24 protein-coding genes, 4 tRNA genes and 1 pseudogene are annotated in these 22,477 nt (G+C 54.4%); 11 read left to right on the top strand and 18 right to left on the bottom strand.

Annotated features, from left to right (window positions below; all coding sequences use genetic code 11):
* Positions 1-116 precede the first annotated feature (116 nt).
* A complete protein-coding gene (locus tag MUU53_RS03690; RefSeq protein ID WP_247259642.1) occupies positions 117-371 on the bottom strand; it encodes a hypothetical protein in 255 nt (84 codons plus the stop codon).
* Positions 372-524: 153 nt separating this feature from the next.
* On the opposite strand from MUU53_RS03690, the gene MUU53_RS03685 reads away from it, so the two are divergent.
* Positions 525-609: transfer RNA gene (locus MUU53_RS03685), tRNA-Leu, on the top strand.
* A gap of 64 nt (positions 610-673) precedes the next feature.
* Positions 674-1,108: a DUF4174 domain-containing protein gene (locus MUU53_RS03680; RefSeq protein WP_247259641.1), complete on the top strand. Its 435-nt coding sequence runs from the start codon at positions 674-676 to the stop codon at positions 1,106-1,108.
* Position 1,109: 1 nt separating this feature from the next.
* Here the strand turns inward: MUU53_RS03680 and MUU53_RS03675 are convergent, their stop codons facing one another.
* Positions 1,110-2,564 (bottom strand): TrkH family potassium uptake protein, encoded by a 1,455-nt coding sequence (locus MUU53_RS03675; RefSeq protein ID WP_247259640.1) that lies wholly within the window; start codon positions 2,562-2,564, stop codon positions 1,110-1,112.
* A gap of 100 nt (positions 2,565-2,664) precedes the next feature.
* On the opposite strand from MUU53_RS03675, the gene ilvA reads away from it, so the two are divergent.
* Positions 2,665-3,915 (top strand): threonine ammonia-lyase, encoded by a 1,251-nt coding sequence (gene ilvA / locus MUU53_RS03670; protein WP_247259639.1) that lies wholly within the window; start codon positions 2,665-2,667, stop codon positions 3,913-3,915.
* Positions 3,916-3,986: 71 nt separating this feature from the next.
* The gene (locus tag MUU53_RS03665) at positions 3,987-4,310 is read left to right on the top strand and encodes an HlyU family transcriptional regulator (RefSeq protein ID WP_247259638.1); all 324 of its coding nucleotides are present in this window, start codon (positions 3,987-3,989) and stop codon (positions 4,308-4,310) included.
* Between the two features lie 79 nt (positions 4,311-4,389).
* On the opposite strand, the gene MUU53_RS03660 is transcribed toward MUU53_RS03665, so the two are convergent.
* Positions 4,390-5,004, bottom strand: coding sequence for an FMN-dependent NADH-azoreductase (locus MUU53_RS03660; protein WP_247259637.1), 615 nt, complete (start codon positions 5,002-5,004; stop codon positions 4,390-4,392).
* A gap of 121 nt (positions 5,005-5,125) precedes the next feature.
* Between MUU53_RS03660 and MUU53_RS03655 the strand changes: the two genes are divergently transcribed.
* From MUU53_RS03655 to MUU53_RS03645, 3 genes are all read left to right on the top strand, one after another.
* Positions 5,126-6,094, top strand: coding sequence for a LysR family transcriptional regulator (locus MUU53_RS03655; RefSeq protein ID WP_247259665.1), 969 nt, complete (start codon positions 5,126-5,128; stop codon positions 6,092-6,094).
* A 121-nt stretch (positions 6,095-6,215) separates the two neighbouring features.
* Positions 6,216-6,575, top strand: coding sequence for a hypothetical protein (locus MUU53_RS03650; RefSeq protein WP_247259636.1), 360 nt, complete (start codon positions 6,216-6,218; stop codon positions 6,573-6,575).
* 393 nt (positions 6,576-6,968) lie between these two features.
* Entirely contained in the window at positions 6,969-7,715 is a 747-nt protein-coding gene (locus MUU53_RS03645; RefSeq protein ID WP_247259635.1) for a Crp/Fnr family transcriptional regulator, read from the top strand.
* An 11-nt stretch (positions 7,716-7,726) separates the two neighbouring features.
* Here the strand turns inward: MUU53_RS03645 and MUU53_RS03640 are convergent.
* The 5 genes and pseudogenes from MUU53_RS03640 to MUU53_RS03620 form a co-directional block, all read right to left on the bottom strand.
* A pseudogene (locus MUU53_RS03640) lies at positions 7,727-8,464 on the bottom strand (Crp/Fnr family transcriptional regulator).
* A gap of 182 nt (positions 8,465-8,646) precedes the next feature.
* The gene (locus tag MUU53_RS03635; protein WP_247259634.1) at positions 8,647-10,635 is read right to left on the bottom strand and encodes a bifunctional 2',3'-cyclic-nucleotide 2'-phosphodiesterase/3'-nucleotidase; all 1,989 of its coding nucleotides are present in this window, start codon (positions 10,633-10,635) and stop codon (positions 8,647-8,649) included.
* A gap of 163 nt (positions 10,636-10,798) precedes the next feature.
* Positions 10,799-11,152 carry a PilZ domain-containing protein gene (locus MUU53_RS03630; RefSeq protein WP_247259633.1) on the bottom strand — a complete coding sequence of 118 codons (354 nt, stop codon included), beginning with the start codon at positions 11,150-11,152 and terminating at the stop codon, positions 10,799-10,801.
* Between the two features lie 416 nt (positions 11,153-11,568).
* On the bottom strand, positions 11,569-11,898 hold the full coding sequence (locus MUU53_RS03625) for a PilZ domain-containing protein (protein ID WP_247259632.1): 330 nt from the start codon (positions 11,896-11,898) through the stop codon (positions 11,569-11,571).
* 104 nt (positions 11,899-12,002) lie between these two features.
* Complete coding sequence (locus tag MUU53_RS03620; protein WP_247259631.1) at positions 12,003-12,464, bottom strand: Lrp/AsnC family transcriptional regulator; 462 nt, start codon at positions 12,462-12,464, stop codon at positions 12,003-12,005.
* 149 nt (positions 12,465-12,613) lie between these two features.
* On the opposite strand from MUU53_RS03620, the gene ald reads away from it, so the two are divergent.
* A complete protein-coding gene (ald, locus tag MUU53_RS03615) occupies positions 12,614-13,732 on the top strand; it encodes an alanine dehydrogenase (protein ID WP_247259630.1) in 1,119 nt (372 codons plus the stop codon).
* A gap of 121 nt (positions 13,733-13,853) precedes the next feature.
* On the opposite strand, the gene sseA is transcribed toward ald, so the two are convergent.
* From sseA to MUU53_RS03590, 5 genes are all read right to left on the bottom strand, one after another.
* Positions 13,854-15,275 (bottom strand): 3-mercaptopyruvate sulfurtransferase, encoded by a 1,422-nt coding sequence (gene sseA, locus MUU53_RS03610; RefSeq protein WP_247259629.1) that lies wholly within the window; start codon positions 15,273-15,275, stop codon positions 13,854-13,856.
* Between the two features lie 31 nt (positions 15,276-15,306).
* Positions 15,307-16,044: an alanyl-tRNA editing protein gene (locus tag MUU53_RS03605; protein ID WP_247259628.1), complete on the bottom strand. Its 738-nt coding sequence runs from the start codon at positions 16,042-16,044 to the stop codon at positions 15,307-15,309.
* A gap of 13 nt (positions 16,045-16,057) precedes the next feature.
* The gene (locus MUU53_RS03600; RefSeq protein ID WP_247259627.1) at positions 16,058-17,095 is read right to left on the bottom strand and encodes a cysteine synthase A; all 1,038 of its coding nucleotides are present in this window, start codon (positions 17,093-17,095) and stop codon (positions 16,058-16,060) included.
* A gap of 186 nt (positions 17,096-17,281) precedes the next feature.
* Entirely contained in the window at positions 17,282-17,590 is a 309-nt protein-coding gene (locus tag MUU53_RS03595; protein ID WP_247259626.1) for a hypothetical protein, read from the bottom strand.
* A gap of 84 nt (positions 17,591-17,674) precedes the next feature.
* Complete coding sequence (locus tag MUU53_RS03590; RefSeq protein ID WP_247259625.1) at positions 17,675-17,881, bottom strand: hypothetical protein; 207 nt, start codon at positions 17,879-17,881, stop codon at positions 17,675-17,677.
* A gap of 141 nt (positions 17,882-18,022) precedes the next feature.
* On the opposite strand from MUU53_RS03590, the gene MUU53_RS03585 reads away from it, so the two are divergent.
* Entirely contained in the window at positions 18,023-18,277 is a 255-nt protein-coding gene (locus tag MUU53_RS03585; RefSeq protein WP_247259624.1) for a hypothetical protein, read from the top strand.
* Between the two features lie 74 nt (positions 18,278-18,351).
* On the opposite strand, the gene MUU53_RS03580 is transcribed toward MUU53_RS03585, so the two are convergent.
* Together MUU53_RS03580 and MUU53_RS03575 are read right to left on the bottom strand one after the other, a co-directional pair.
* Positions 18,352-18,426, bottom strand: a tRNA-Asn gene (locus tag MUU53_RS03580).
* A 203-nt stretch (positions 18,427-18,629) separates the two neighbouring features.
* Positions 18,630-18,704, bottom strand: a tRNA-Asn gene (locus MUU53_RS03575).
* A 319-nt stretch (positions 18,705-19,023) separates the two neighbouring features.
* Between MUU53_RS03575 and MUU53_RS03570 the strand changes: the two genes are divergently transcribed.
* On the top strand, positions 19,024-19,221 hold the full coding sequence (locus MUU53_RS03570) for a hypothetical protein (protein WP_247259623.1): 198 nt from the start codon (positions 19,024-19,026) through the stop codon (positions 19,219-19,221).
* Between the two features lie 22 nt (positions 19,222-19,243).
* Here the strand turns inward: MUU53_RS03570 and MUU53_RS03565 are convergent, their stop codons facing one another.
* The 3 genes from MUU53_RS03565 to MUU53_RS03555 form a co-directional block, all read right to left on the bottom strand.
* A complete protein-coding gene (locus MUU53_RS03565; protein ID WP_247259622.1) occupies positions 19,244-19,885 on the bottom strand; it encodes an exopolysaccharide biosynthesis protein in 642 nt (213 codons plus the stop codon).
* 321 nt (positions 19,886-20,206) lie between these two features.
* On the bottom strand, positions 20,207-20,446 hold the full coding sequence (locus MUU53_RS03560; protein WP_247259621.1) for a DUF982 domain-containing protein: 240 nt from the start codon (positions 20,444-20,446) through the stop codon (positions 20,207-20,209).
* A gap of 107 nt (positions 20,447-20,553) precedes the next feature.
* A tRNA-Cys gene (locus MUU53_RS03555) sits at positions 20,554-20,627 on the bottom strand.
* A 1,071-nt stretch (positions 20,628-21,698) separates the two neighbouring features.
* Here MUU53_RS03555 and MUU53_RS03550 point away from each other — a divergent pair.
* A complete protein-coding gene (locus MUU53_RS03550) occupies positions 21,699-22,445 on the top strand; it encodes a cytochrome c biogenesis CcdA family protein (protein ID WP_247259620.1) in 747 nt (248 codons plus the stop codon).
* The last annotated feature ends 32 nt before the right edge of the window (positions 22,446-22,477 follow it).

Here is a 22,477-nt window from a genome sequence, read left to right as displayed (position 1 = left end):
TGATCGCCCACATTCGCCTGATCACAAGGCGACTTGCAAGGTATGGATATCGTTGAAGGCTTTTCGAGTCAGACTCTTAGAGCGACCTAAATATCGTTATCGGAAGGCGCCCAGAATCAGTCCGGGAAGATCGCGCGATACTCTCTGCGAACAATCTTGAGGCTGCGGTCTGGCTGTATTTGGTAGGTCTCTTCCACGACACGCGTACCATCGTAGAAATCGTGGGAAAATGTACTGCCAATGGGCGAAAGTGTCAGTTTGGTCTTTGGCTGACCGCTGTAGGTTATGCTTCCAGGGATGGGCGCGATCTCTGTGCTGGCGCAGCCGACAAGCAGAAGGCTGGCAAGGATTAAGGCAGAAAATGCTTTCATTGTCGTTGGCCTCCAATCGCTCTTTCAACGGATATGGGACCCGACCAGCCAGTTGGGAAGCGTATGAATCAATAGAAGTTCAACGCACGTATTCAAATTTGCCCGCAGATGGACTTGCATTTTTCGGCGAACGCCTTGATGAAGGCTGTGCACGCGGACGTGGCGAAACTGGTAGACGCAAGAGACTTAAAATCTCTCGCCGTAAGGTGTGCGGGTTCGATCCCCGCCGTCCGCACCAAAAATATTCGATTAAATTGATCCTTTTTGTTTTATCTCGCGTTCTGAACGCAGGAGGTACTGCAATGTCTTGCACTTTGAACGGGATCGTGGCGGCCATAACCGTCTTGGGCTCAGCGACAATTGCTCATTCTGCAGTCGACCAACTGGACCAGTTCCGTTGGAATCACCGGATTGTGGTTGTTTTTGCCGACAGATCTGATGAGGCCAACTATGTGCAGCAGATGGCATCTCTGCGGGATGCGCAGGAAGCGTTGGCGGAGCGAGACATGCTGATCATTTCCGTGGTCTCAGACGTTGCAGCCATCATCGACAAACCACAGTTGAAGCTCGACGCGGACAGTCTGAGAAAGCGGTTTGGCGCAAAGGGACGAGGCTTCCGCGCCGTCCTGATCGGGAAGGATGGCGGAGCGAAGTTGTCCAGCAACAGACCTATCACGCCTGCGGAACTGTTTTCCACCATCGACGCAATGCCGATGCGGCAGTCGGAAATGCGTTGACCTAGTTTTTCCAGAAAATGGGCAAAAACAGGACGAGAACCGTTAGCACCTCAAGACGTCCGAGCAGCATAAGGACAGAAAGGACGTTCAAGGCCGGGTCCGATATCGTGGAGAAGTTTCCAGCCGGGCCGATCACGTGTCCGATCCCGGGGCCAACATTCGACAGGCAGGTGATAGACGCTGAAATCGCTGTCAGCAGGTCATACCCCAGAAGAGTCAGGATCAGCGAACCTGCAACCCATATCGCCATATAGAGACTGACGAAAAGAAAGATACCCTTTACGATATCGGGATCGACGGATTTCCGCCCGTAGCGAACTGGGTATATCGCATTCGGGTAAAGCAGTTTCTTCAAGCCGGTGTTGATCACGCTCATTATGATCAGCACTCTGTATGCCTTTATTCCGCCGGCAGTTGAACCAGAGCACCCGCCCAGGAATGTTGCAAATAAAGCCAAAGCAACGGCGAACGGACCCCACAACGTGTAGTCCTCGCTGGCGAATCCGGTTGTGGATAGTATTGACGCGATGTTGAAGAAAGAATGGGTCAAGGCGACCGGTAAGGTCACGTCGTTGTGGACGTGATGGTAGACGCCCAGCAAGCCTGAAAAGACGCAAAGATAGCCAAGGAAGAAGCCCACCTGCGGATCGAAGAGCGTGTCTGTGCGGCGACGAACCGCAAAAAGAATCATGATAGAAAATGGCAGGCTGCACACTGTCATGAAGACCGTGCCAACCCACATGAGAGGAAGACTCTGAAAATAGCCAAAAGAGGCGTCATGGGTTGAGAAGCCTCCAGTCGCAACTGTCGCCATAGCATGGTTCAAGGCGTCGAAATGCCCCATTCCTGTCATGTCGTAGGCAATGGTGCATGCCAGGGTCAGCCCGACATACACCGCCAAAAATGCGCGGGTAAACGTCGCCAGCTTGGCAAATGGCTTGTCACCGGTGTCGGACGATTCGAGTTTGAAAAAAGACATTCCGCCCACTCGGAGGAATGGGAGCACGAAAAGCCCGAGCGCAACAATCCCTATGCCGCCCATCCAATGCAGCAGGGAACGCCAGAAAAGGATGCCCGGAGCCGCGTTGTCCAGACCAGCGATAACGGTCGATCCGGTGGTAGTGATCGCCGAGATCGATTCAAAAAGTGACTGGGAGAAGGTCAGTCCCAAAGGTGACAGATAAAGGGGAAGTGCGCCTACGAGAGAAAAGAGTGCCCAAAGCACGTTCACGATAAAAAATGCGAGTCGCTTGCTAACGACAGGTGTGGAACCACGTGTTGCGAGCGTGCATGCCAGGGAGAATGATCCGACCATGAAGCCACATGCTGCAAACAGCTGCCAGTCCCTGTTGCCATAATAGAGGTCGATAGCAGCGGGGAGAAACATCGCGGCCGCGAGATAGATGCCGCACAGGCCAGCGATGTACAGGGAAGCGCGAAGTTGAGTTGCGTTCAAGCGCTGAATCCTGCTGATTTGCCGCTTAAAGAAGCTTTTGTTTCTCGATCTAAGCTATGGCATAGCGGGGCCTTTCAGGAATTTCAACGGATGGATTGCAATGTTGAACGTGCATGTGGATGAAGCGATGGAGGCGATGCGGCAGATTTTTGCCGAGACGCCGCTCCAGATGAACGAGCATCTCAGCCGACGCTACAACGCAACCATTCTGTTGAAACGGGAAGATCTGTCGCCTGTCCGCTCCTATAAGATCAGGGGTGCCTTCAACTTTTTCAGGAAAGCGATTGCTACCGGAGGCACTGACAAGGTTTTCGTCTGCGCGTCCGCAGGCAATCACGCTCAGGGTTTTGCCTTCGTCTGCAGGCATTTCGGGGTCAAGGGCGTGGTCTTCATGCCGATCACCACTCCACAGCAGAAGATAGACAAGACGCGAATGTTCGGCGGGGAGTTCATCACGATCAGGCTGATCGGCGATATCTTCGACCAATGCTATGCGGCAGCCAAGGCCTATGTCGAGGAGATTGATGGAGCTATGGTTCCGCCGTTCGATCATTCCGACATTATCGAAGGCCAGGCGAGTGTTGCAGCGGAAATTGCGCAGCAGATGCCCGAAGGAATCAAACCAGATCTGATGGTTATGCCGGTCGGTGGCGGCGGACTATCGTCCGGCATAACCCAATACTTCGCGGGAGAACTGGCCGATGATGCCTTCATCATGGTCGAACCCGCAGGTGCGCCAAGCCTCAAGCGAAGCCTTGCGGCCGGGGAGGCGATCACCCTCTCGAAGGTCGATAACTTTGTGGATGGTGCAGCTGTTGCCCGCATCGGAGACCTGAACTTCGAAGCTCTCAGGAAGTTTCCGGCAGAGCAGGTCATCGTCGTTCCGGAAAACGCGATCTGCGTGACCATGATCGATATGCTGAACATCGAGGGCGTTGTTCTGGAACCGGCGGGCGCTCTTTCTCTGGCCGCTCTTGCTGCGATGGATCCGACGCAACTCGAAGGAAAAACTGTTGTCGCAATCGTTTCCGGCGGCAACTTCGACTTCGAACGCCTTCCGGATGTGAAAGAGCGCGCAATGCGTTACGCCGGACTGAAGAAATACTTCATTCTACGGCTTCCTCAGCGTCCGGGGGCACTACGAGATTTCCTGAATCTGCTAGGCCCCGACGATGACATCGCGCGCTTCGAATACCTGAAGAAGTCTGCGCGCAACTTCGGTTCCATCTTGATCGGCATCGAGACCACTACGTCTGAAAACTTTGTCGGCTTGATCGAGCGATTTGACGGTGCCGGGCTTGGCTTCGAAGACATCACAGAGAATGAAATTCTCGCAAACCTCATTATATGATGCTCGAGGCACCGCAAACGGCGGTGCGAGATATGAACCGACAAGCGACCTCGAAAGCGAAGGAAACACGAATGGCCTCAATCTTCTCAAAAATCGCGGGCATTTTTTCTGGCGGAGGTGAGGCGAGCAAGACGGCGTCAGTTGCAGCCGATCCGCAGGAGCACGCCGGTTGCACGATCTATGCGGAGCCGATCCGTGAGGGGTCACAACTGCGCCTTGCTGGGAGAATTGAGAAGCAGGTTGAAGGCAGGACCCTCGTCAGAACCTTTGTGCGCGCGGACATGTTTACTTCGCAGGAAGATGCTCTGGAATGTACTTTTCGGAAAGCACGGCAGATCATCGATCAGAACGGACCTTCGCTGTTTGCTGACGGCGCCGAGTCGCGCACCACTTGAAATCTGCTGAACGTCTTTGAATGCAGAAAAGACCCGGACTGGCGGGCCTTTTTGCGTTTTCGCCATTGCGAGCCGTGCATCATGCTGCGACGGCAAGCTCCTTGGTGCGGCGTTCAGCAGCAGCCAAAGCCTTGGCAACAGCGTCGGGACCGAATGCGAGACCTTCCACACTCAGAACTTCCACATCGGTGATGCCGAGGAAGCCCAGGACCGTCTTCAGATAAGGTACGGCGTGGTTCAGCGGTGCTGCTGGACCTTCGGAATAAACGCCTGCCGAAGCCAGAACGATATATGCCTTCTTGCCGGTCAGGTGACCCTTCGGCCCTTCGGCAGAATAGCTGAAGGTGACACCGGCGCGAGCGACGTTATCGATCCAGCTCTTCAGGCCGGAATAGATGTTGAAATTGATCAGCCCGGTGCCGATGACAATCTTGTCGGCGGCCTGAAGCTCGGCAACCAGTTCATCGGAAATTTTGATGGCAGCAGCCTCTTGGGCATTGCGGTCGGCAGGCGCCTTGCGGATGGCGTTGGTTGTCACTGTGTCGAGGTGCGCAATCGGGGAGGCCGCGAGATCACGGGTCACGATCTGCGCGCCGGAATTTGCCGCGAGGGCAGAGGCGAGGTCGGTCGCCACCTTGGACGAGACGGATTCGGCGCCGCGAGGGCTGGAAGTAATGAGGAGTACGTTTGACATCGATTAAATCCTGTTGGGATGGGCCAGCTCTGGTCCAGCTCACGAGGCAACATACGGATGGACGTTCATCGAAAAAATGGTGATAATGTCGAAGGTTTCTATCGATGAAATGGATGGGAAAATGGATGCTAATCCAACACTTGATCAGTTGCAGGTTTTTCTGACCGTCGCGCAGACCGGCAGCTTCTCTGCCGCATCCAAACAACTCAACCGCGCTCAATCCGTCGTCAGCTATACGATCGCCAATCTTGAAAGCCAACTTGAGGTAAGACTTTTCGAGCGAAACGGCTCGCGTCAGACCCGCTTGACCCAGGCTGGAGAAGCGTTGCTGACCGATGCACGCAGAATCGTGTCGGATCTGAATGTGATGCGCTCTCGTGCCAAGACCCTGAAGGAGGGGCTCGAAGCCGAGGTTTCACTCGCGATCAGTAACATGGTGCCCATCGAAGCCGTAGTTGAAACCCTCGCCGAGTTTGGGCGGCGCTTCCCATCCGTATCGATGAAGCTCACATCTGGGGAACTGGGGATGGTGATGGATCTTGTTTCGACGAGCCACGCTAGCCTTGGGATTGGGGGAGCCTTGCTGAAGCAGGATGACAGCCTCGCAGTCGAAAAGATCGGCCATTCATTCATGGTTCCGGTCGCCTCGTCGCAGCACAAATTGGCGCAACTGGGAAGAGAGCTCGACCGGCGAGATGTACGCGAAGAAACTCAGCTCGTCGTGACCGATGCGTCAGGGATCACACAGGGGCGCGACTTCAATGTCCTCTCCTACAAGACCTGGAGAGTGGGAGATATCGCCACTAAGCACCAGCTCATTCGGGGAGGTCTCGGCTGGGGAGGGCTTCCCGCTTCGCTCATTCGCGAGGATCTTGCGACAGGTCGGCTGGTTTCCCTCCGGATTGATGCTTACGAGACGACGGAATATCCGCTCTATGCCGTCCACCGTCTGGCAGATCCGCCCGGACCGGCCGGTGCCTGGCTCAAGAAGGCTTTGGCAAAACGCCTGGGACAATGCCCCAGTCGCAAGAGTCTCGACGATATCCTGATGAGACCGCGAGCCGAAGACGTTTCCGTTGCTGCGGAATGAGGGCAAATCTCGCGGTGAACTTCAGTAAGGTATTGGGAAGTCTTTGGCAGCAAACTGATCCGCCTGCTGTTTGTTTTCGTATCTGGAAGGTCGTTACAAATATGTCAGGGAGGCACATGGCGTGCCGTTCGAGATTATCGTTGTCGGCGGCCCGGATTTTATATCCGATACCGCTCGGCGGGCGTGGCACTGCGCCAAAATCAAGCTGATCGGACCCTTGCGTGTAGACGAGCTCCATGATGCAGCAGCAGCACGGTGCGGCGGTGTGTTGCTAGATCTTGGTCTTGATGCTGATGTCCTGTATGCACTCTCGGAAAGACTGATGCGGCTTTCCACACCATTCTTGTTCGTAGTCAATTCGCCGGTTGTGCGAGGCAGTGCAAAGCCGTTTCTGTTGAATGAATACGAAAATGACATCCGGACAATCGTTGATGCGCTCGCTCTGGATGGAGCAGACATCAGTACCCGTGCCTTGCACTGATATCTATACCAAATGGCTAATCGTCTGCGAATTCCACTTGAACTGGTCGAAAGCCAGCTGACACCGCATGGTGGTGGGATAGATCGTATTGTCTTGCGGAAGTCGGATTTATAGATTTTTCGGTCCGGAAATGAACTTTTCGCCCGGTTTGCGTGTTTCCCTGGATAGAGGATCGTCGGCGGACAACGGTTGGACACACGTCTTGTTCATCTTACCAAACCCGTCATCGACCGAGTGATAGGACCACGGAATTCGCCATGCATTTGTTCGGAGAGTTCGACGATTTGGGAGGCTATCGTCCACTTCATGTTGACGAAGTAGTGAGGTGCCAAAAGAATTGTTCCTGCAGCTGGCCTTTCCGCGGTCGTTGATCTCATTCAGAGGAGATAGGCAATGCTACAACTGGAGCCCGAGCTCTCCCGGAACCTCGTTCTCTCACGCATTCCTGCCCGCGATCTCGATGGGCTGTTAAAGGATCTGGAACTCATCGATTTACCGCATGGCGAAAAGGTAGCGGTTGTGAATGAGCCAACGGATTACGTATATTTTCCGGTTTCGGGAATTGGCTCTGTTGTTGTCGTTTCGCCAACGGGCAAACGGGTCGAAGCAGGCCTGATTGGACGGGAAGGCTTTTTTCCCACCTGGGTGATGGGTGGGGTCAAAAAGAACATTCATGAAATCACCGTTCAAGTGCAAGGCCGGAGTTGGCGACTGGACTTGAATAGCTTCGAACGCGCTATCTGCAAATCAGAGGTGCTGAACAAGCTTTTGCATGCGTCTACAATCGGTTTCCAGTTTCAGGTTTCTGCAACGGCATTGTCCAATGCAATCCATTCTGTCGAAGAGCGCCTTACTCAGTGGCTGCTCATGTGCCACGACAGGATCGATGGCGATGAACTGGCCCTGACACACGAGTTTATTGCTATCATGCTGGCCGTTCGCAGGCCAAGCGTGACAACCTCGCTCCATATGCTTGAGGGGCGAGGCTTCATTCGCTCCGAGCGCGGACTGATTACAATCCGAGATCGCAGTGCAATGGAAAAATTCGCTACAGACGCATACGGTATGGCGGAGCGACATTCTCAGCAGTTGGAGCAGTCGGCCCACGCGAAGACCATCCGTGACCTCATGCCAGGATGAGAACGGAAAAATCAGCTTGCCATGTCCCTCTTGCTAGGCAATTCGCCGATGAGACGCCGGTATTCTTGTTCGGGTTTTCCGTAGGCGTCACCGGCAAAGCGCTCCAAAGCAACGCGATCACGAACCGAAATACGCCCACGCTCTGCGCGGATCAGCTTCTGTCCTTCCAGAATGTGGAGAGCCGTAGTGACGCTCGGCCTCCTCACTGCCAACATCAGAGAAATGAACTCATGAGTAAGTGCGATCTCGTTTCCATCAACTCTGTCGTGGCACATAAGCAGCCATCTGGCCAGCCGCTAGTCAACGCTGTGCACGGCGTTAGAAAGTGCCGTGAATGAAATCTGAGAGCTGAATGCGTGTATGAATCGCGCCAGCAGGTTGGAAAAGACAGGGCATATTGGTAGTAACTGTGCAAGCCGGAGCGAGGAGATGCGGACGCCCTCACCACTGACCTGCATCAGTACCTCGTGGATGGAGATTGTTCCGCCGACTGCTGCCGTTGTTGGTGCAAATCCTTCTCGACCGAACATTCCGGCCTCGGCTTGATGGCCCTCAGGTGAAATGGTCACCACGGAGCCAATACCTGAAAACGGAAAATAGATATAATCGACCACTGCATCTGTGTGCACAATCACATGACCTTTCGGCATAACGACTGGCTCGAGAAACGGCTTTATCTGATCGAGTTCCTGGCTCGGGAGAAGTTCGATTAAACGATTACGTAGCGGCTGGTGCGAATACTGGGACATGGCTCTCGCGGCTTGCCTGAAGCCGAAGCTCCGACTGATCGCGCCCTTTGATTTCAGATGGTTACTCCCTATAGCACCCTCTGATTGCTGTGGTTTTTGGGTACGCTGGAAGACGGATGCTCGAAAAAAGAGCCGCCGGACGCGGTCCGACGGCTTTAATGCATCGATCTGTTTTTCGACGATTAGAGAATCAGTCTGAACTTGGCAAAACCTTCAGGGCTGTCGCCAGCGTCTTCAATCTTCGCTCCTTTGACGGCAGCGGCGTATTGCCGTCCCTTAGGGCCGCTTTCGAAAACTGCGCTGGTGCCCGGAAGTGCTTTGAAGGTCCAGTTTGCATCGGCTGATGGATTGATTGATCCCTGTTCGATGATGTAGCGAACAATCACGTCGCGATTTGTATCGGGTGCGACCAAGATCACCTTGTCTGCTGCAATCTCCGGGAATTTACCGCCGCCACCAGCACGGTAGTTGTTGGTGGCTACCACAAATTTCTGCTTCAGATCGATCGGCTTGCCTTCGAACTTCAGATCCGCGATACGATGGGCGTTCGGATTGACGAGTTTTCCGTCACCGTCATAGCGTTGGGGCTGCGACAAGTCGATCTGGTAGGTTACCCCATCAATGATATCGTAGTTGTAGCTGGGAAACTTGGGGTTCAACAGGGGAGCGTCTTTGGTGCCCGCCGGGATCTGGCTAAACATTCCGGCACTCATTTCCAGCCAGTTCTTGACCTGCTCACCCGTGATCAGGACCGCCTGAACAGTGTTTGGATAGAGATAGAGGTCAGCAACATTCTTGATTGCGATATCACCCGCAGGAACGTCGGTGAAGTATTCCGGGCCGCCGCGTCCGCCTGCCTTGAACGGGGCGGCAGCGGAAAGGACCGGATAATCCTTGAACTGACTATCCTTTAGAAGGTTCTTCACGTACCAGGTCTGTGCATTTGATACGATCTGAACCGAAGGGTCATCTGCAACCAGGGCAAAATATGAATAGAGTGGCGCTAAAGTCTTGCCAACCGGACGGCGAACATAAGCAAGCGTAGCCTCATGTTCCGCCTTCACGGCCGCGACGATCTCCGGCTTATCCGTGACATCCGCAATCACTTTGCGGTTCTCGTCCCGATGATAGATCGGGCGAGCCTCGGTGGTGAAGTCGACCACTTTCCACGTGTTGCCGTCTCTCTCCAGCAAAAAGTCGATTAGGCCCATGTGTGAGCCCCAGAAACCTGCCATGACCGCAGGCTTGCCCTGCAGCGTTCCCTTTTTGATATCGGCACCCGGAACGCCTTCAAAATCCTTGGGGCCGGGGAAGACGAGGTGCTGGTGGCCCGTGAAGATCGCATCAATTCCTTCAACACCCGCAAGGTAAAGCGATGCATTCTCCATGCGCTCGGATTGTCCGGCGCCATCGATGCCAGAGTGAGAGAGAGCAATGATCACATCGGCTCCCGCTTCTTTCATGACAGGCACCCAGGCCTTTGCCGCTTGCACGATGTCACGCGTCTGTGCCTTGCCTTCTAGGTTTTTCGCGTCCCAAACCATGATCTGCGGAGGCACGAAACCGATGAAGCCGACCTTGATGGGGCTTAAATTACCGGAGCCGTCCTTGATCTGCTTCTCGATGATGACATAGGGCTTGAAGAACAACTCGTCCTTCTTCGGATCAGAGGCGAGCTGACCCTTGGTGAGATTGGCGCAGACTATTGGAAACTGGGCGCCGTTCAAGGTGTTGAACATGAATTCAAGTCCGTAATTGAACTCGTGATTGCCGAGGGTTCCGCAATCATAGCCCAGAGCGTTCATCGCCTTCACGACGGGGTGCAGATCGCCCGCTTTCATCCCTTTTTCATAGGCCATGTAGTCGCCCATCGGATTGCCTTGCAGCAAATCTCCGTTGTCGATCAGCATGGAGTTGGATGCTTCGGCACGAACCCTGTCGATGAGGGTTGCCGTGCGGGTGAGACCCAATGTGTCGTTTGGCTTATCGGCATAATAATCGTAAGGCATGATATTCACATGAATATCAGTCGTCTCCATGATGCGTAGATGTGCCTGATTTGCCTGCGCCCGCGCTGTGAATGGATGAAGCATCACGAGTGCGGAACCAGCGGCGATACCGCCCAGCAGTGATCGGCGGGTCAGAATGGTTTGAGTGAACAGGAATGACATGGAGCTCTCCCTCAGTCGTTTGGCGGTACGAGTGTAGGGTCAATGTCATGAGAACGCATCGGAAAAATGACGGCGTTTTCTCAATACCTAACTTTCGAATATCATTAAGTCTTGGTCCTGCAGGTTCTCCCGACAGACTCATCAGGCAACGTCAGCGCGTTGTTCAGACCCGCCTGCGAGCCGATGGTCCTGACGCCTCCGGCGTGGCTGATTTGTGGAAATGCCTGAAGTACGAGGCTACCTGCGCTGCAGTGTTCGATGTTTCCGCAAGATGGACCCCCATGCGACCGGCGCGATACCAGCGCACTGTACCTTCGACCATACCCAATTCGCTGGTCCGAAGACGGACTGTCGAGCCTGGTGTAGCGGAAACCCAGCTCTTGAGTGTCAGACAAAGACCGGTTCTTGAAATGTCAGAGACACGTACCTCGACGACTTCATCTATGAAGTACAGAAAGCCGTTGAACTGGCATTTTAGACGTTCATTTTTACGGCCGTCATAATTTTTCTTTTCCATATCTTTTGATTTTCTTTTGAAGACAAAATCTCTATGGATATAGAACCGATGATTTTTATTAAAAAATTCTCAATATTGGGTCATATATCAAGATAAAAGGCCAAATTTGACCGCTTTTAAACTTTGGATTTCCATACATTTTCAAAATATATAATCTCTAGTTGTTGCTTGTAAGCGCATTATTTTTTTATTGAAATTTAGCTCTGCAATAGAGTGTTCAGTCCTTTCGCCAGTCGGCAACCATTGGTCCTATCTCGGGCGAGGTGCGGCACAATCACAGATCATACCATTGACACGAAGTGTCCGCACACTGAACCCCTTCTGGAAGCCAGGGATTGGACGCAGTTCCGAGCGCTCTGGGGAGATACGGAGCGTTACCAATTTGGAGGGAATGCCCTCTTTCGTATGCCGTGGCGTCAGCGCTTGGGTCTGGAAGTTGTATGATAGAAGCGGAAGTAGGATGCCACTTTCGCCCAGGCATTAGAAGATCGATCGAACTGAACGCCGAGCCGTACGCCTTCCGACCACTTCACGCTGCCTTCCAGCAATCCAAGTGCATCACATGTAACGCAAATGCGGGCCCCCACCGAAGCGAAAAGCGGTCTCTCGAGCTGGATGGCAAGGCCGGATCCAGAGAGGTTTATGACCTGACCTGAGCGGTCGTGTTCGCCATAACGAATCGTGGCGACAATACGGGTATTATGACGCGCAGTGTGCCGTGCCTTGATAGCCTGATGACGCAACATGTAACTGTCTCGTGGCGGGTCGATAACAATACAATGTCAGGTCAAGTCTTACCTCTTGGTTAGCGAGACTGGGGCAACGGCTTTATTTCTAGCCAAGGTCTGTCCTAGAGGCCGACATTCGGTCGGTCGATCACTTCACGAAGGGCGAAACTTGAATTGATCTTTACCACATGCGGTAACGCCGAAAGCCAATCGCGATGAATTCGTTCGTAATCTTCCAGATCCTTCGCCGCAACCCGTAGGATGTAGTCATAGTCTCCAGACATTAGATAGCAGACCAGAACGTTCGGGCAAAGTTTAACCGCTGCTTCGAATTCGGAGAGTGTCTTAGCGCCTTGTCCGGACAGGGAGATGTGCACGATTGCCATCATCTTATAATCAAGGGCTTTGTTAGAGAGGCGGGCATGATAGCCGCTAATGACGCCACTCTTCTCCAGTATATCCAAGCGCCTGGAACAGGCTGATGCTGACAGTCCGACCTTCTGCGACAACTCCGCGTTCGACATGCGCCCGTTGGCCTGGAGGGCCTTAACGATTGCAAGATCTATTGTGTCCAACTCACTCATGCGATGAATCCACGAAAAATGTGCTTAAACATGCACGAACCGACGACAACGGTAGGTTTTCGCCTTCATCTTCGCAAGGACATTGCGTGGTTTCTTTGCTGAAATTCCTACATCGCGTTGGGAATTGTGATGAGTGGGAGCAAGATCATATGCGTGTCGGTTGTCCGAAAGAAATCAAAAATCATGAGTATCGGGTCGGCCTGACACCAGGCGCAGTCCGCGAGTACATCGCTCATGGCCATGAGGTCATTATCGAAACCCAAGCGGGATCCGGAATTGGTGCTGATGATGGTCAATACATCGCAGCTGGAGCGCGGATCGCTGAAACCGCGCAAGAGGTATTCGAAAAATCGGATATGGTGGTGAAGGTCAAGGAGCCTCAACCTACCGAGTGGGCTCAGCTGCGCGAGGGACAAATCCTCTATACCTATCTTCATCTTGCGCCAGACCCGGAACAGACGAAGGGACTTCTGAAATCAGGTGTCACGGCCGTTGCATATGAAACCGTGACAGACGATCGGGGCGGGTTGCCGTTGCTGGCCCCGATGTCCGAAGTGGCTGGACGCCTTGCAATTCAGGCCGGCGCTACTGCGCTGCAGAAAGCCAACGGTGGACGGGGCGTTCTGCTGGGCGGCGTCCCGGGTGTTCTGCCGGGCAAGGTCGCGGTTGTCGGTGGAGGTGTCGTTGGTCTGCATGCCGCACGCATGGCCGTTGGCCTCGGCGCTGATGTCACAATCCTGGACCGATCGCTCGCCCGTCTCCGGCAACTCGACGATCTATTCTCCGGGCGCGTACATACACGTTACTCCACGATCGATGCGCTGGAGGAAGAGGTATTCGCAGCAGATCTCGTGATCGGGGCCGTCTTGATACCGGGTGCTGCTGCGCCAAAACTCGTGACCCGAGACATGCTTACGGGCATGAAGAAGGGTGCTGTTATTGTTGATGTGGCTATCGATCAGGGCGGCTGCTTCGAAACCTCCCATGCCACGACGCATTCGGATCCAACCTACGAGGTTGACGGAATTGTCCATTATTGCGTCGCCAACATGCCCGGCGCTGTTCCGGTGACCTCCGCGCATGCGCTTAACAATGCCACTCTCCATTACGGTCTCGCACTAGCGGATCGTGGCTTGAGAGCAATCGCCGAGGATCGGCATCTTAGAAATGGACTCAATATCCATAGAGGACGCGTGACCAACCAGCCGGTCGCAGAAGCTCTGGGTTATGATGTCACACATGCTGACGCAATCCTCAACGTAGCATAAAACAAAACAGCTACGTTTCAGCCGCCATGGTCAGGGGGAAAGCCATGGCGGCTGTTTATTTGTTGTATTAGACTTCCTACAGGCCGCTCGTCTCTCCAGTGTCGGACAAAACGAGTTAAGTTCAGTCGCGTTTGCCGAACGCAAGCAATTCCGCATCCGATAGCGGTTCAACCCAGGCATCACTTGTGGCGACAGGGGTAAAACCCATCATCTGATAAAGAGGCAATGCGCGCGGGTGATCGAGCGTATTCGTAGTTACAGTCACCTTCCGCGGGCTCGTCTGCCACGCCGAATAGAGCGCCTGTAGCAGAAACCATTTGCCGATCCCCAAGCCCAGCGCATGTTCGAACAGACCGAAGTAGGACAATTCGACGACATCGCCGTCGAGCTGGTTCAATTCGTACATGCCTGCAGGCGCGCCATTGACGTATAGAACCGTAACAGAAACCTTCGGGTTGCTTAGGATTGTCGACAGATCGTCGTCGCTCATGCGCAACCGCTTGTACCAGTGCCATCGCTTGCCGATCTGCCGGTAAAGATAGCGGTAGTAATGAAGCGGAATATCCTGAGTTCGGATTAGTGCCGTTTGAAGGTTCACCGGCATCGGCAGACTTTGGCGAGGCGGTGCCGTCATCTCCAACCGTGTCACGTGAGCCCGAAGCGGACCGTGGACAGGCTTCTCCAGCGGCTCGGCGGGGCCGGTGACGACGGGCGTGTCATCGCGTCCGCCCCATTCGGACCAGGAGCCATCGTAAAGCGAATTGTTGGTATGACCGAGTGATTCGAGCGCCAGGGTCACCACAGCGGCGGTGACGCCAGACCCGCAACTGGTCACAGCCGGCTTGGAGAGATCGACGCCCGCTTCCTCCATCATGGCACGGAGCGTATCGAGATCTTTCAGATAGCCTTTATCGGAGAGGCTCGCCGCAGGAAGACTGCGCGCACCCGGCATGTGGCCTGATCGCATCCCCGCCCTTGGTTCTGCTTCCTCACCCGTGAAGCGTCCTGCGCCGCGCGCATCAATTATCTGGGCAGATCCGTTGTCGACGATAGCTCGCATTTCGTCGAAAGTCGTGACGCGACGTCCACGGAAGCGTGGTGTGAATGTCGCTGGAGCCGGATCCGGCGTCCCGCTCTCCAGAGGTCGCCCGTCGACCTTCCAGCCGTCCAGCCCGCCATCGAGAACATAGACCTTTTCCACGCCCATAGCGCGCAGCATCCACCACACGCGCGGTGCCGAGAAGAAGCCCGGACCATCATAGACGACGATGACATCCGTGTCGCTGATGCCGAGGTCGCCGACTTCCTTTGCGAAAACCTCAGGTGAGGGCAGGGAGTGCGGCAGGCTGGTCGAGTGATCGGCAATAGCATCCTGATCAAAGAAAACACTGCCCGGGATATGAGCCTGTACGAATTCTTCGGCGCCATTGCGCTTGTGCATCGGCAGATACCAGGACGCGTCAATGGTTTTGAAGCCGGGAGATCCCAGCTGTTTCTCAACCCAATCGCCCGAAACCACGAAACGGCTTTTCTCGACACCCATGCTCAGTCTCCTCATTCATGCAAGGAGATGCTTATGCGCTTTGCTCCGGAACTCCGAAACGAATGCGTAAGCGTCTGTTCTCCTTACCCTTCTTCTCGATCTTGGCGATGTGAATCGCTCCGACCTCCTGGGTCTCGGAAACATGTGTGCCGCCGCAGGGCTGGCTGTCAACGCTGGAGTCTTTACCGATGCAAATCAGGCTTACCCGTCCCAGTCCGACAGGGGGTCGAACGTTCTTGGATTTCACGATACCGGGATTGGCCAGGAGTTCGTCGTCGGTAATCCACCGCGTGAATACCGGGTGATTCTCTGTCACCAGGGTCATCAGTCTGGCTGTGATTTCGTCCTTGTCGATTGTTTCACTCATGTCGAAATCGACACGGGATTCCTCTTCGCCAACCGCTGCCCCTGTAATCGGGTACTCGCACACTACGGAAAGAAGGTGGCAGGCGGTATGCATGCGCATGAGCTTGTAGCGGCGCGCCCAATCAACATGCAGAACGAGGGTTTCTCCAACCTCCGGGCGCGGCTGTTCCTCCAGTGGGACATGCAGGATGATATCTTTTGTTTCACCATGTCGTGTCTGACCGAGTTGGATTCGCGATCCATCTGCTCGTTCAAGGGAGCCTGTATCCCCCGGCTGGCCGCCGGAGGTTGCATAGAAGCAGGTCTGGTCCAGTTCGATCGTGCCATCCGGATGAATGGCTGTCACCGTTCCCTCTGCCGTGGCCAGATAGAAATCGTCACGGAAGAGGGCTTTGGTTGTCATGCTGCAGTCTCACTCATGCCTGTTCGAAGGGAACATTGATCTCGCGTTTTTGTACCAACCATTGCGGTATCGGCAAGCCTTTCGACCGGAGAAAGTCCGGATTGAACAGCTTCGATTGGTAGCGATTTCCGTAATCACAGAGAATGGTCACAATGGTGTAGCCCGGGCCAAGCTCTTTCGCAAGGCGCACCGCTCCCGCGATATTGATGCCTGACGAACCGCCGAGGCAAAGGCCTTCCTGCTCCACGAGATCAAACACATAGGGCAGGGCTTCAGCGTCACTGATCTGGTAGGAGAAGTCGGGCCGGAACCCCTCAAGATTGGCGGTGATGCGACCCTGGCCAATGCCTTCCGTGATTGAAGAGCCTTCGGATTTCAGTTCGCCCTCCGTGTAGAACTTGTAGAGAGCCGCACCATCCGGATCAGCGAGACCGATCTTGATGGAGGTATTCTTCTCCTTCAGGCCGATGCCGGTTCCTACAAGTGTGCCGCCCGAACCGACGGCGCAGATGAAGCCGTCGACCTTTCCATCCGTCTGCTGCCAGATCTCCTGCGCAGTGGTGGCAATGTGCGCTTCGCGGTTTGCAACATTGTCGAACTGATTTGCCCAGATTGCGCCGTTGGGCTCGGTTTTGGCCAGTTCAGCAGCCAAGCGCCCGGATACCTTTACGTAATTGTTCGGGTTCTTATAGGGAACGGCCGGCACTTCGACCAATTCGGCTCCCAGCAGTTTGAGTGCATCCTTCTTTTCCTGGCTTTGCGTCTCAGGGATGACAATGACTGTCCGATATCCAAGTGCCTTCGCTACGACCGTCAAACCGATACCGGTGTTGCCAGCAGTTCCTTCCACGATGACGCCGCCTGAACGAAGCAGGCCCTTCTTCTCGGCATCGCGAATGATGAACAATGCGGCCCTATCCTTGACCGACTGCCCGGGATTCAGAAACTCCGCCTTCCCCAGGATCTCGCAACCGGTCGCATCTGAAACGCCCTTGAGACGGATCAAAGGCGTATTGCCGATTACGCTTAGCACGGAAGGGTGAGCGGTCATTATGGATCTCCAAAATGGGCTGGAATAGGGTGCTTTATTTTCACTGCTGTCGAATTTCAGCAAGCAATACATTCCCGCAATTTGCATGTTTGGTGAAATTTCACACCCATGAATCGTTTGTTGCATTCTGTCACAACGAAAAAGGGGCAGCCAAGGCCACCCCTTTGTCATTCCTCTGAAATTTTGTCAGCACTGAGTGCGGTTCACCGGGCTAGTGCTCGAACCTTCGGTCGGCGTGGCTGAAGGCGCTGCGCATGGGCTATCCTGAACGGTCAGTTCGCCTGCGGGCTTGTTGCCGCTATCACGATTGGTGCTGTAGGTCATGCCGGGGTCTACCACGGCGCCTGTGGCGCTGTTGGAACCGTAGGTTCCAGTCCGCGTGTTGTTGTCTGCGTTCATCATAGTCTGGTCATTGGGAGTGACCGCCGTCTGTGCAATCGCGCCAGTGGCAAGACCAAGGGAAATAACGGATACGCTAAGCAGTTTCGAAAGCATGTGCTTCCTCCTCGTTTTTTTGTTTCAGGCTTTTCTGTCGCCCGATAAAAGAACATCCGACCAGCAAACCCGTTCCCAAAAAAATTAACTAGGTTTTTGCGAATGCGAAGATGACTGCTCCGTCAGATCCAGTCTCAACTGCACGCCACGAGGAACGTAGAGCGGCTTCCGGCTCGCAAGCTGGATGCGCTGAAAGGTCTTTCGTCTCTCGTCTGCATCCCGCTGGCGAAGCGCCCTGGCGGTCGCAACCGCAGCCAACGCATTTTTGACGGCCTGTTCTGCACTGTTCATGCTCATCTCCATCAATGTTCTTCTTTTGTTCTAATTCAAGCGAACACTGATGTCAACGAATCATCCGAAGGGCGGGACTTAGAGGAACGTTGGTTGCATTGGGATGTTTGAAGATCATTACGATCGAAAGGAGTACATGACATGGCCTACAGCCCGAATGATCAAGGACCAGAACTGCCACGGACAACCGGTCGGAACAGGCGGACAGGCTTATGGCTTGGGCTGGTTGCCCTGCTGCTTATAGCGGGCATCATCTGGTCTCAGTCGAGCGGCAGCCCCGGAACCGACCCGTCCACAACGGCCTCTACGACGCAGACGACGATCCCGGCGCCCCAACCCGGAACCTCTGACAATGCAGGCCAGACGCCGACGCAAACCGCGCCAGCTAGACAGTAAGATTAACTTCTGGGGGAAAAAGACACTGCCCGCCTTTGAGGGGCGGGCATTTGCGTTCAGCTTAGCTGAGAAACTGGCTCCCCGGGCCGGATTCGAACCGGCGACCTATCGATTAACAGTCGAGTGCTCTACCGCTGAGCTACCAGGGAATGCCGCGTGTCGCGGTGTGAGCGGCGTCATAGCGAAGGTTGACGGTTTTGCCAAGCATGATTTGACATCGCAGTCATAAATAATGTCGCATTACGGAAAACTCGCTCGGTTGAAGAACGAGATCGACGCTGGAGGACAGTTAAAATAAAAAATGCCCGTCTGTTCGAGGCGGACATTTTAAATTCAACTTTCGCTGAGAAACTGGCTCCCCGGGCCGGATTCGAACCGGCGACCTATCGATTAACAGTCGAGTGCTCTACCGCTGAGCTACCAGGGAACACCGCTCGCCGCGGCGTGAGCGGGGTAATACCCATGACTGCACGATTTGCCAAGCGCTTTTTTCAAAAAAATGGAGATCGCTTGTCTTATCCGCATCGCGTCCCCATCTCCGGCCTTCGAATAGAGTAAAAACGGAAGAGCAGTTTGGAGCCTGTTGCAGGTCTGCTGCGTTCAGGAGTCGGTCGTCCCTATGATTCCGCCGACCGGGTGGGTTGAGATCCGATTGTCGATTGGTGAAAAATTTGGAACGCGAAAACGTCGAAAGCAGGTTTGGAATAGATCCGAAAACGGGGCGGCTTCACCTGGGCCGCGTACACATGCCGATGCCGAGATCGCGAGTGGGGCGTCTTTCGATCGGCGCCGGTCTTGTGGCAGGCGGTTGCCTCGGATTTCTGCCGATCCTGGGATTCTGGATGGCGCCGCTCGGTCTGATCGTACTTTCGCACGATCTGGCGTTTGTTCGCCGCAGGAGACGCAAATTGGCCGTCTGGTGGAGTCGCCGTCGTCGGAACTAAGGTCTCGGTCTTTGATATCTGCTCAGCCGAGCATAGAGGCAAGGCCGTTCCCGGCGCGAAGGGCAACGAAGCCCAAGGCGCCGAAATAGAACGTCGTCAAAGCAAGGAAGATATAGCCGCAAATGACGACCGCGCCATCGCGCTGCAACATGCCGAGAGCAGTCAATAGGATGGCGATGCCGGGCAGGGTGTTTGAGAAGGGAATGAGACCCAACGGGAACATCAAAAGAAGACCTCCGGCAGCAATTGCCAGCGCGTTAATTCGGTTTGCAAATATGGATCCCGTGAACGAGGCGAAGCGAGGCTTGATGTATTTGTCCACTCTTGACACGACTCCAACGCCTTTCCTCAGTGTTGGTACGAGCCGCGCTGTATCCAATTCCTTGTCCAAGATTCGCGCTGGAAGCCAAGGCAGGCGATTCAGGAAGACAGCAATGCCGATGAGGATGATTGCTGCTCCAAACACGGTGCTGACCCCTGGGATTGAAACCGGGATAAGAAAGGGGAGAGAGGCGAGGGCACAGATGAGCAAGAGCCCCTGTTCACCAACGGCGTGCATCAGTTGACGAAGGGTTACGGTGTCTCCCTCGATACCATCGATGAGAGTCGCCAGTGTCCTCGAAAGAGGCTGGGCCGCGTCGTTGAAGGCGGAATCAGTATGCAAAGTTCACTCCGGGCAGGTCCTGAGACAAAACCTGTCATAACATACTTGTCGTCTGTCCCGAAGTGGTCGCAGACACGCCTTTCTTCACGCTTCAGTGTGTATGACGCCACCAGTCAACGGCGCCACATATCAGCACCATTCCCAAGGCCGCCAGGACATACGGATTGATGGCTGTTACGAATGTCAGGTAGTGCATGACGATCTCCTCCAACGCATGCAGGTGTCCCGCCTTTGCTCCTCTAAAAGCCGAACACAGATATGCTATCAGAGTTGCATGCATTGTGCACGGGAAACCGTGCCGAGCTCATCCACGAGCCGAATTCAGGATTTGATGTCGATACCTGCTTCGATGGCGGCTGCAATGAAAGCGAGACGTGCGGCTTCAGCCGTCTTTTTGCCCTTCATTGCCGCTTCGAAAACAATCAGCGCCTTGTCCAGAGCATCGCCGTCTTCAAGCGGCCAGTCTTCGATCAGCGCCCAGGAGGCTTCCTGCAAAGTTGTGATTGTGCGGTATTGGCCGGGGCCGTCAAGCGCAAGGGTAACGCCTTTGTTCCATTCCATCGTCTTGTAGCTCTTAGGAATTTCATCTTCAAATCGCAAAATTCCACTGACCTGACTGGCTGTGGCACGATAAGTTGTTCAAAGATGACGTTTTTTAAACCTTGGAATGGAGGCCTCGCCCGGAATTGAACCGGGGTACAAGGATTTGCAGTCCTCTGCGTCACCACTCCGCCACGAGGCCATTCCGATGTGTTTTCTGAAGTGGTGACAGGCGTTTAGAACGGATTGAGATGGAGCGCAAGAGGGCTTATTCTGAACCAAGTCCTTTTTTCATTCTGAACGGCTGTTCTTTTCGTGTTCCAGGATGGCATCCTCGGTTGTCCCCCAATGTCTCTTTTTCTCTTCCAGTACACTCCTTCGGTTTCCTGCGCGCAGTCTCGATATGCTGTCGATGCTGGGTGTTTTGAAATAGCTTCTTGCTTGACCTTCCGTGGGGACTTGTTCTCCGAGGTCTAGGCACTCCAGGCGGCGTATCCCGTGCTGACAGCCTAGAAGCGCATAGGAAACTCGAAAGCCAGCACCACTTCCGAAGCGCGATCCAAGTGCTCCTTAGTCGTTTTTGCTTTTTTAGAATTGTTACGCCTTCCACTGCGGGATAGTGGAACAGTCCATGCCGCTAAAGGGAAGGCTCTTGGCCCACACGCGCTGACTTGATGCAACCAGATGCATGAGCCACGGCAATTGAAGCGTTCAACTGCATCACCACCTCCGCACCAACCGTTCCGCCTTTTTCACAGCTCATAACCGCGAGGCTTAAACGCAGTGTCCTTGTTTCGAAACACTTGTCTTTCACACGACTATCGCCGCAGCTTTACCCATATTGCTTTTGACGGCCCAAGAGCCGCCAAAATTGCGTGGATGTTTGAGGTAGATCAATCTAAATCGACAAATTCATTATATTCCGTCGCGCCAGCGAAAATAGGCAATGCTACCAGCACCCAGGGCCGCGGCCAGAACCAAGCCAGAAATGATCATACTATTCTCCTCCAAGAATGATCGAAAAAACGCCACGCTCCTCAACGCGGCGATGTGTCACAGCATCACAATGCCGCTGCTTTGACAACCCTTGGATGATCGATTGCTTCAGAAACGTCGATTCTGTGGGCATTTGCTGTCGCGAAGTTTTATCCTCGGAGCGAAGATTCGGCTGTGAACCAGAAGGTGACTGGAATTTATCGGATCTCAGGCGTATGGCCACGGGCAGTCCTATGAAGCGGCTCTACGTCGGGCAGGGACGATTCAGGAGAAGCCAGTGTCGATTGCCGAGATCTCATTGTTCAGCGCCTTGCTTGCGGGCGCGCTATCGTTTCTGTCGCCCTGCGTGCTTCCGCTCGTTCCGCCCTATCTTTGCTATATGGCCGGGATTTCTGTTGAGCAGTTCCGCAATGGCACCCAAACCCAGGCGGTTGAAGCGCGTCGTTCTGTTCTCATCACCGCACTGTTCTTCACTCTAGGTTTCGGCAGCGTGTTCGTAGCTCTGGGGGCGGGCGCTTCATCCATTGGCATGGTGTTGAGACAACACCTGGATCTTCTGTCCAAGATTGGTGGCCTGATCATCATCGTAATGGGCCTTAACTTTCTAGGCGTGTTCCGAATCGGCCTGCTTGCGCGCGAGGCGCGTTTCCAGTCAGGCGGGAAGCCGGCCACGCTTTCGGGTGCGTATGTCATGGGCCTGGCATTCGCGTTTGGCTGGACACCATGCATCGGTCCCGTGTTGGGCGCGATCCTCGGTGTTGCGGCCTCTCGAGAAACAGTGTCAGACGGGGCCCTTCTGCTTGCCGTCTATTCCCTTGGACTGGCGGTGCCGTTCTGGATTGCAGCCGCATTTTCCGGCGCGTTCATGCGTTTTCTCGCCCGCTTCCGCCGTCATTTGGGAAGGGTCGAAAAAGTTATGGGCGCTCTGCTGGTTGTGACCGGCGTGGCTTTTATGCTCGGCTTCATTAGCGATATTGCAATTTGGTTTCAGCAAAGCTTCCCAATCCTCATGAAGATCGGATAGACCGGTCACGCATACTCATGTTCTGCCGGGAA

Origin of the sequence: Affinirhizobium lemnae (genome assembly GCF_022968395.1) — a bacterium.
GTDB classification, from domain to species: domain Bacteria; phylum Pseudomonadota; class Alphaproteobacteria; order Rhizobiales; family Rhizobiaceae; genus Neorhizobium; species Neorhizobium lemnae.
Note: the sequence above shows the minus strand (reverse complement) of the source record. Positions and strands in the feature narration are given on the sequence as shown.

Bases quoted from the DNA above. Each gene is read 5' to 3' on its own strand.
- MUU53_RS03655 (WP_247259665.1), top strand. From the start codon at position 5,126: ATGGATGCTAATCCAACACTTGATCAGTTGCAGGTTTTTCTGACCGTC.
- MUU53_RS03630 (WP_247259633.1), bottom strand. From the start codon at position 11,152: ATGGAAAAGAAAAATTATGACGGCCGTAAAAATGAACGTCTAAAATGC.
- MUU53_RS03570 (WP_247259623.1), top strand. From the start codon at position 19,024: ATGCCGATGCCGAGATCGCGAGTGGGGCGTCTTTCGATCGGCGCCGGT.
- MUU53_RS03690 (WP_247259642.1), bottom strand. From the start codon at position 371: ATGAAAGCATTTTCTGCCTTAATCCTTGCCAGCCTTCTGCTTGTCGGC.
- MUU53_RS03660 (WP_247259637.1), bottom strand. From the start codon at position 5,004: ATGTCAAACGTACTCCTCATTACTTCCAGCCCTCGCGGCGCCGAATCC.
- MUU53_RS03680 (WP_247259641.1), top strand. From the start codon at position 674: ATGTCTTGCACTTTGAACGGGATCGTGGCGGCCATAACCGTCTTGGGC.
- MUU53_RS03585 (WP_247259624.1), top strand. From the start codon at position 18,023: ATGGCCTACAGCCCGAATGATCAAGGACCAGAACTGCCACGGACAACC.
- sseA (WP_247259629.1), bottom strand. From the start codon at position 15,275: ATGGGTGTCGAGAAAAGCCGTTTCGTGGTTTCGGGCGATTGGGTTGAG.
- MUU53_RS03560 (WP_247259621.1), bottom strand. From the start codon at position 20,446: ATGGAATGGAACAAAGGCGTTACCCTTGCGCTTGACGGCCCCGGCCAA.
- MUU53_RS03635 (WP_247259634.1), bottom strand. From the start codon at position 10,635: ATGTCATTCCTGTTCACTCAAACCATTCTGACCCGCCGATCACTGCTG.
- MUU53_RS03620 (WP_247259631.1), bottom strand. From the start codon at position 12,464: ATGAGTGAGTTGGACACAATAGATCTTGCAATCGTTAAGGCCCTCCAG.
- MUU53_RS03600 (WP_247259627.1), bottom strand. From the start codon at position 17,095: ATGACCGCTCACCCTTCCGTGCTAAGCGTAATCGGCAATACGCCTTTG.
- ald (WP_247259630.1), top strand. From the start codon at position 12,614: ATGCGTGTCGGTTGTCCGAAAGAAATCAAAAATCATGAGTATCGGGTC.
- MUU53_RS03595 (WP_247259626.1), bottom strand. From the start codon at position 17,590: ATGCTTTCGAAACTGCTTAGCGTATCCGTTATTTCCCTTGGTCTTGCC.
- ilvA (WP_247259639.1), top strand. From the start codon at position 2,665: ATGTTGAACGTGCATGTGGATGAAGCGATGGAGGCGATGCGGCAGATT.
- MUU53_RS03665 (WP_247259638.1), top strand. From the start codon at position 3,987: ATGGCCTCAATCTTCTCAAAAATCGCGGGCATTTTTTCTGGCGGAGGT.
- MUU53_RS03590 (WP_247259625.1), bottom strand. From the start codon at position 17,881: ATGAACAGTGCAGAACAGGCCGTCAAAAATGCGTTGGCTGCGGTTGCG.
- MUU53_RS03605 (WP_247259628.1), bottom strand. From the start codon at position 16,044: ATGACAACCAAAGCCCTCTTCCGTGACGATTTCTATCTGGCCACGGCA.
- MUU53_RS03625 (WP_247259632.1), bottom strand. From the start codon at position 11,898: ATGTTGCGTCATCAGGCTATCAAGGCACGGCACACTGCGCGTCATAAT.
- MUU53_RS03645 (WP_247259635.1), top strand. From the start codon at position 6,969: ATGCTACAACTGGAGCCCGAGCTCTCCCGGAACCTCGTTCTCTCACGC.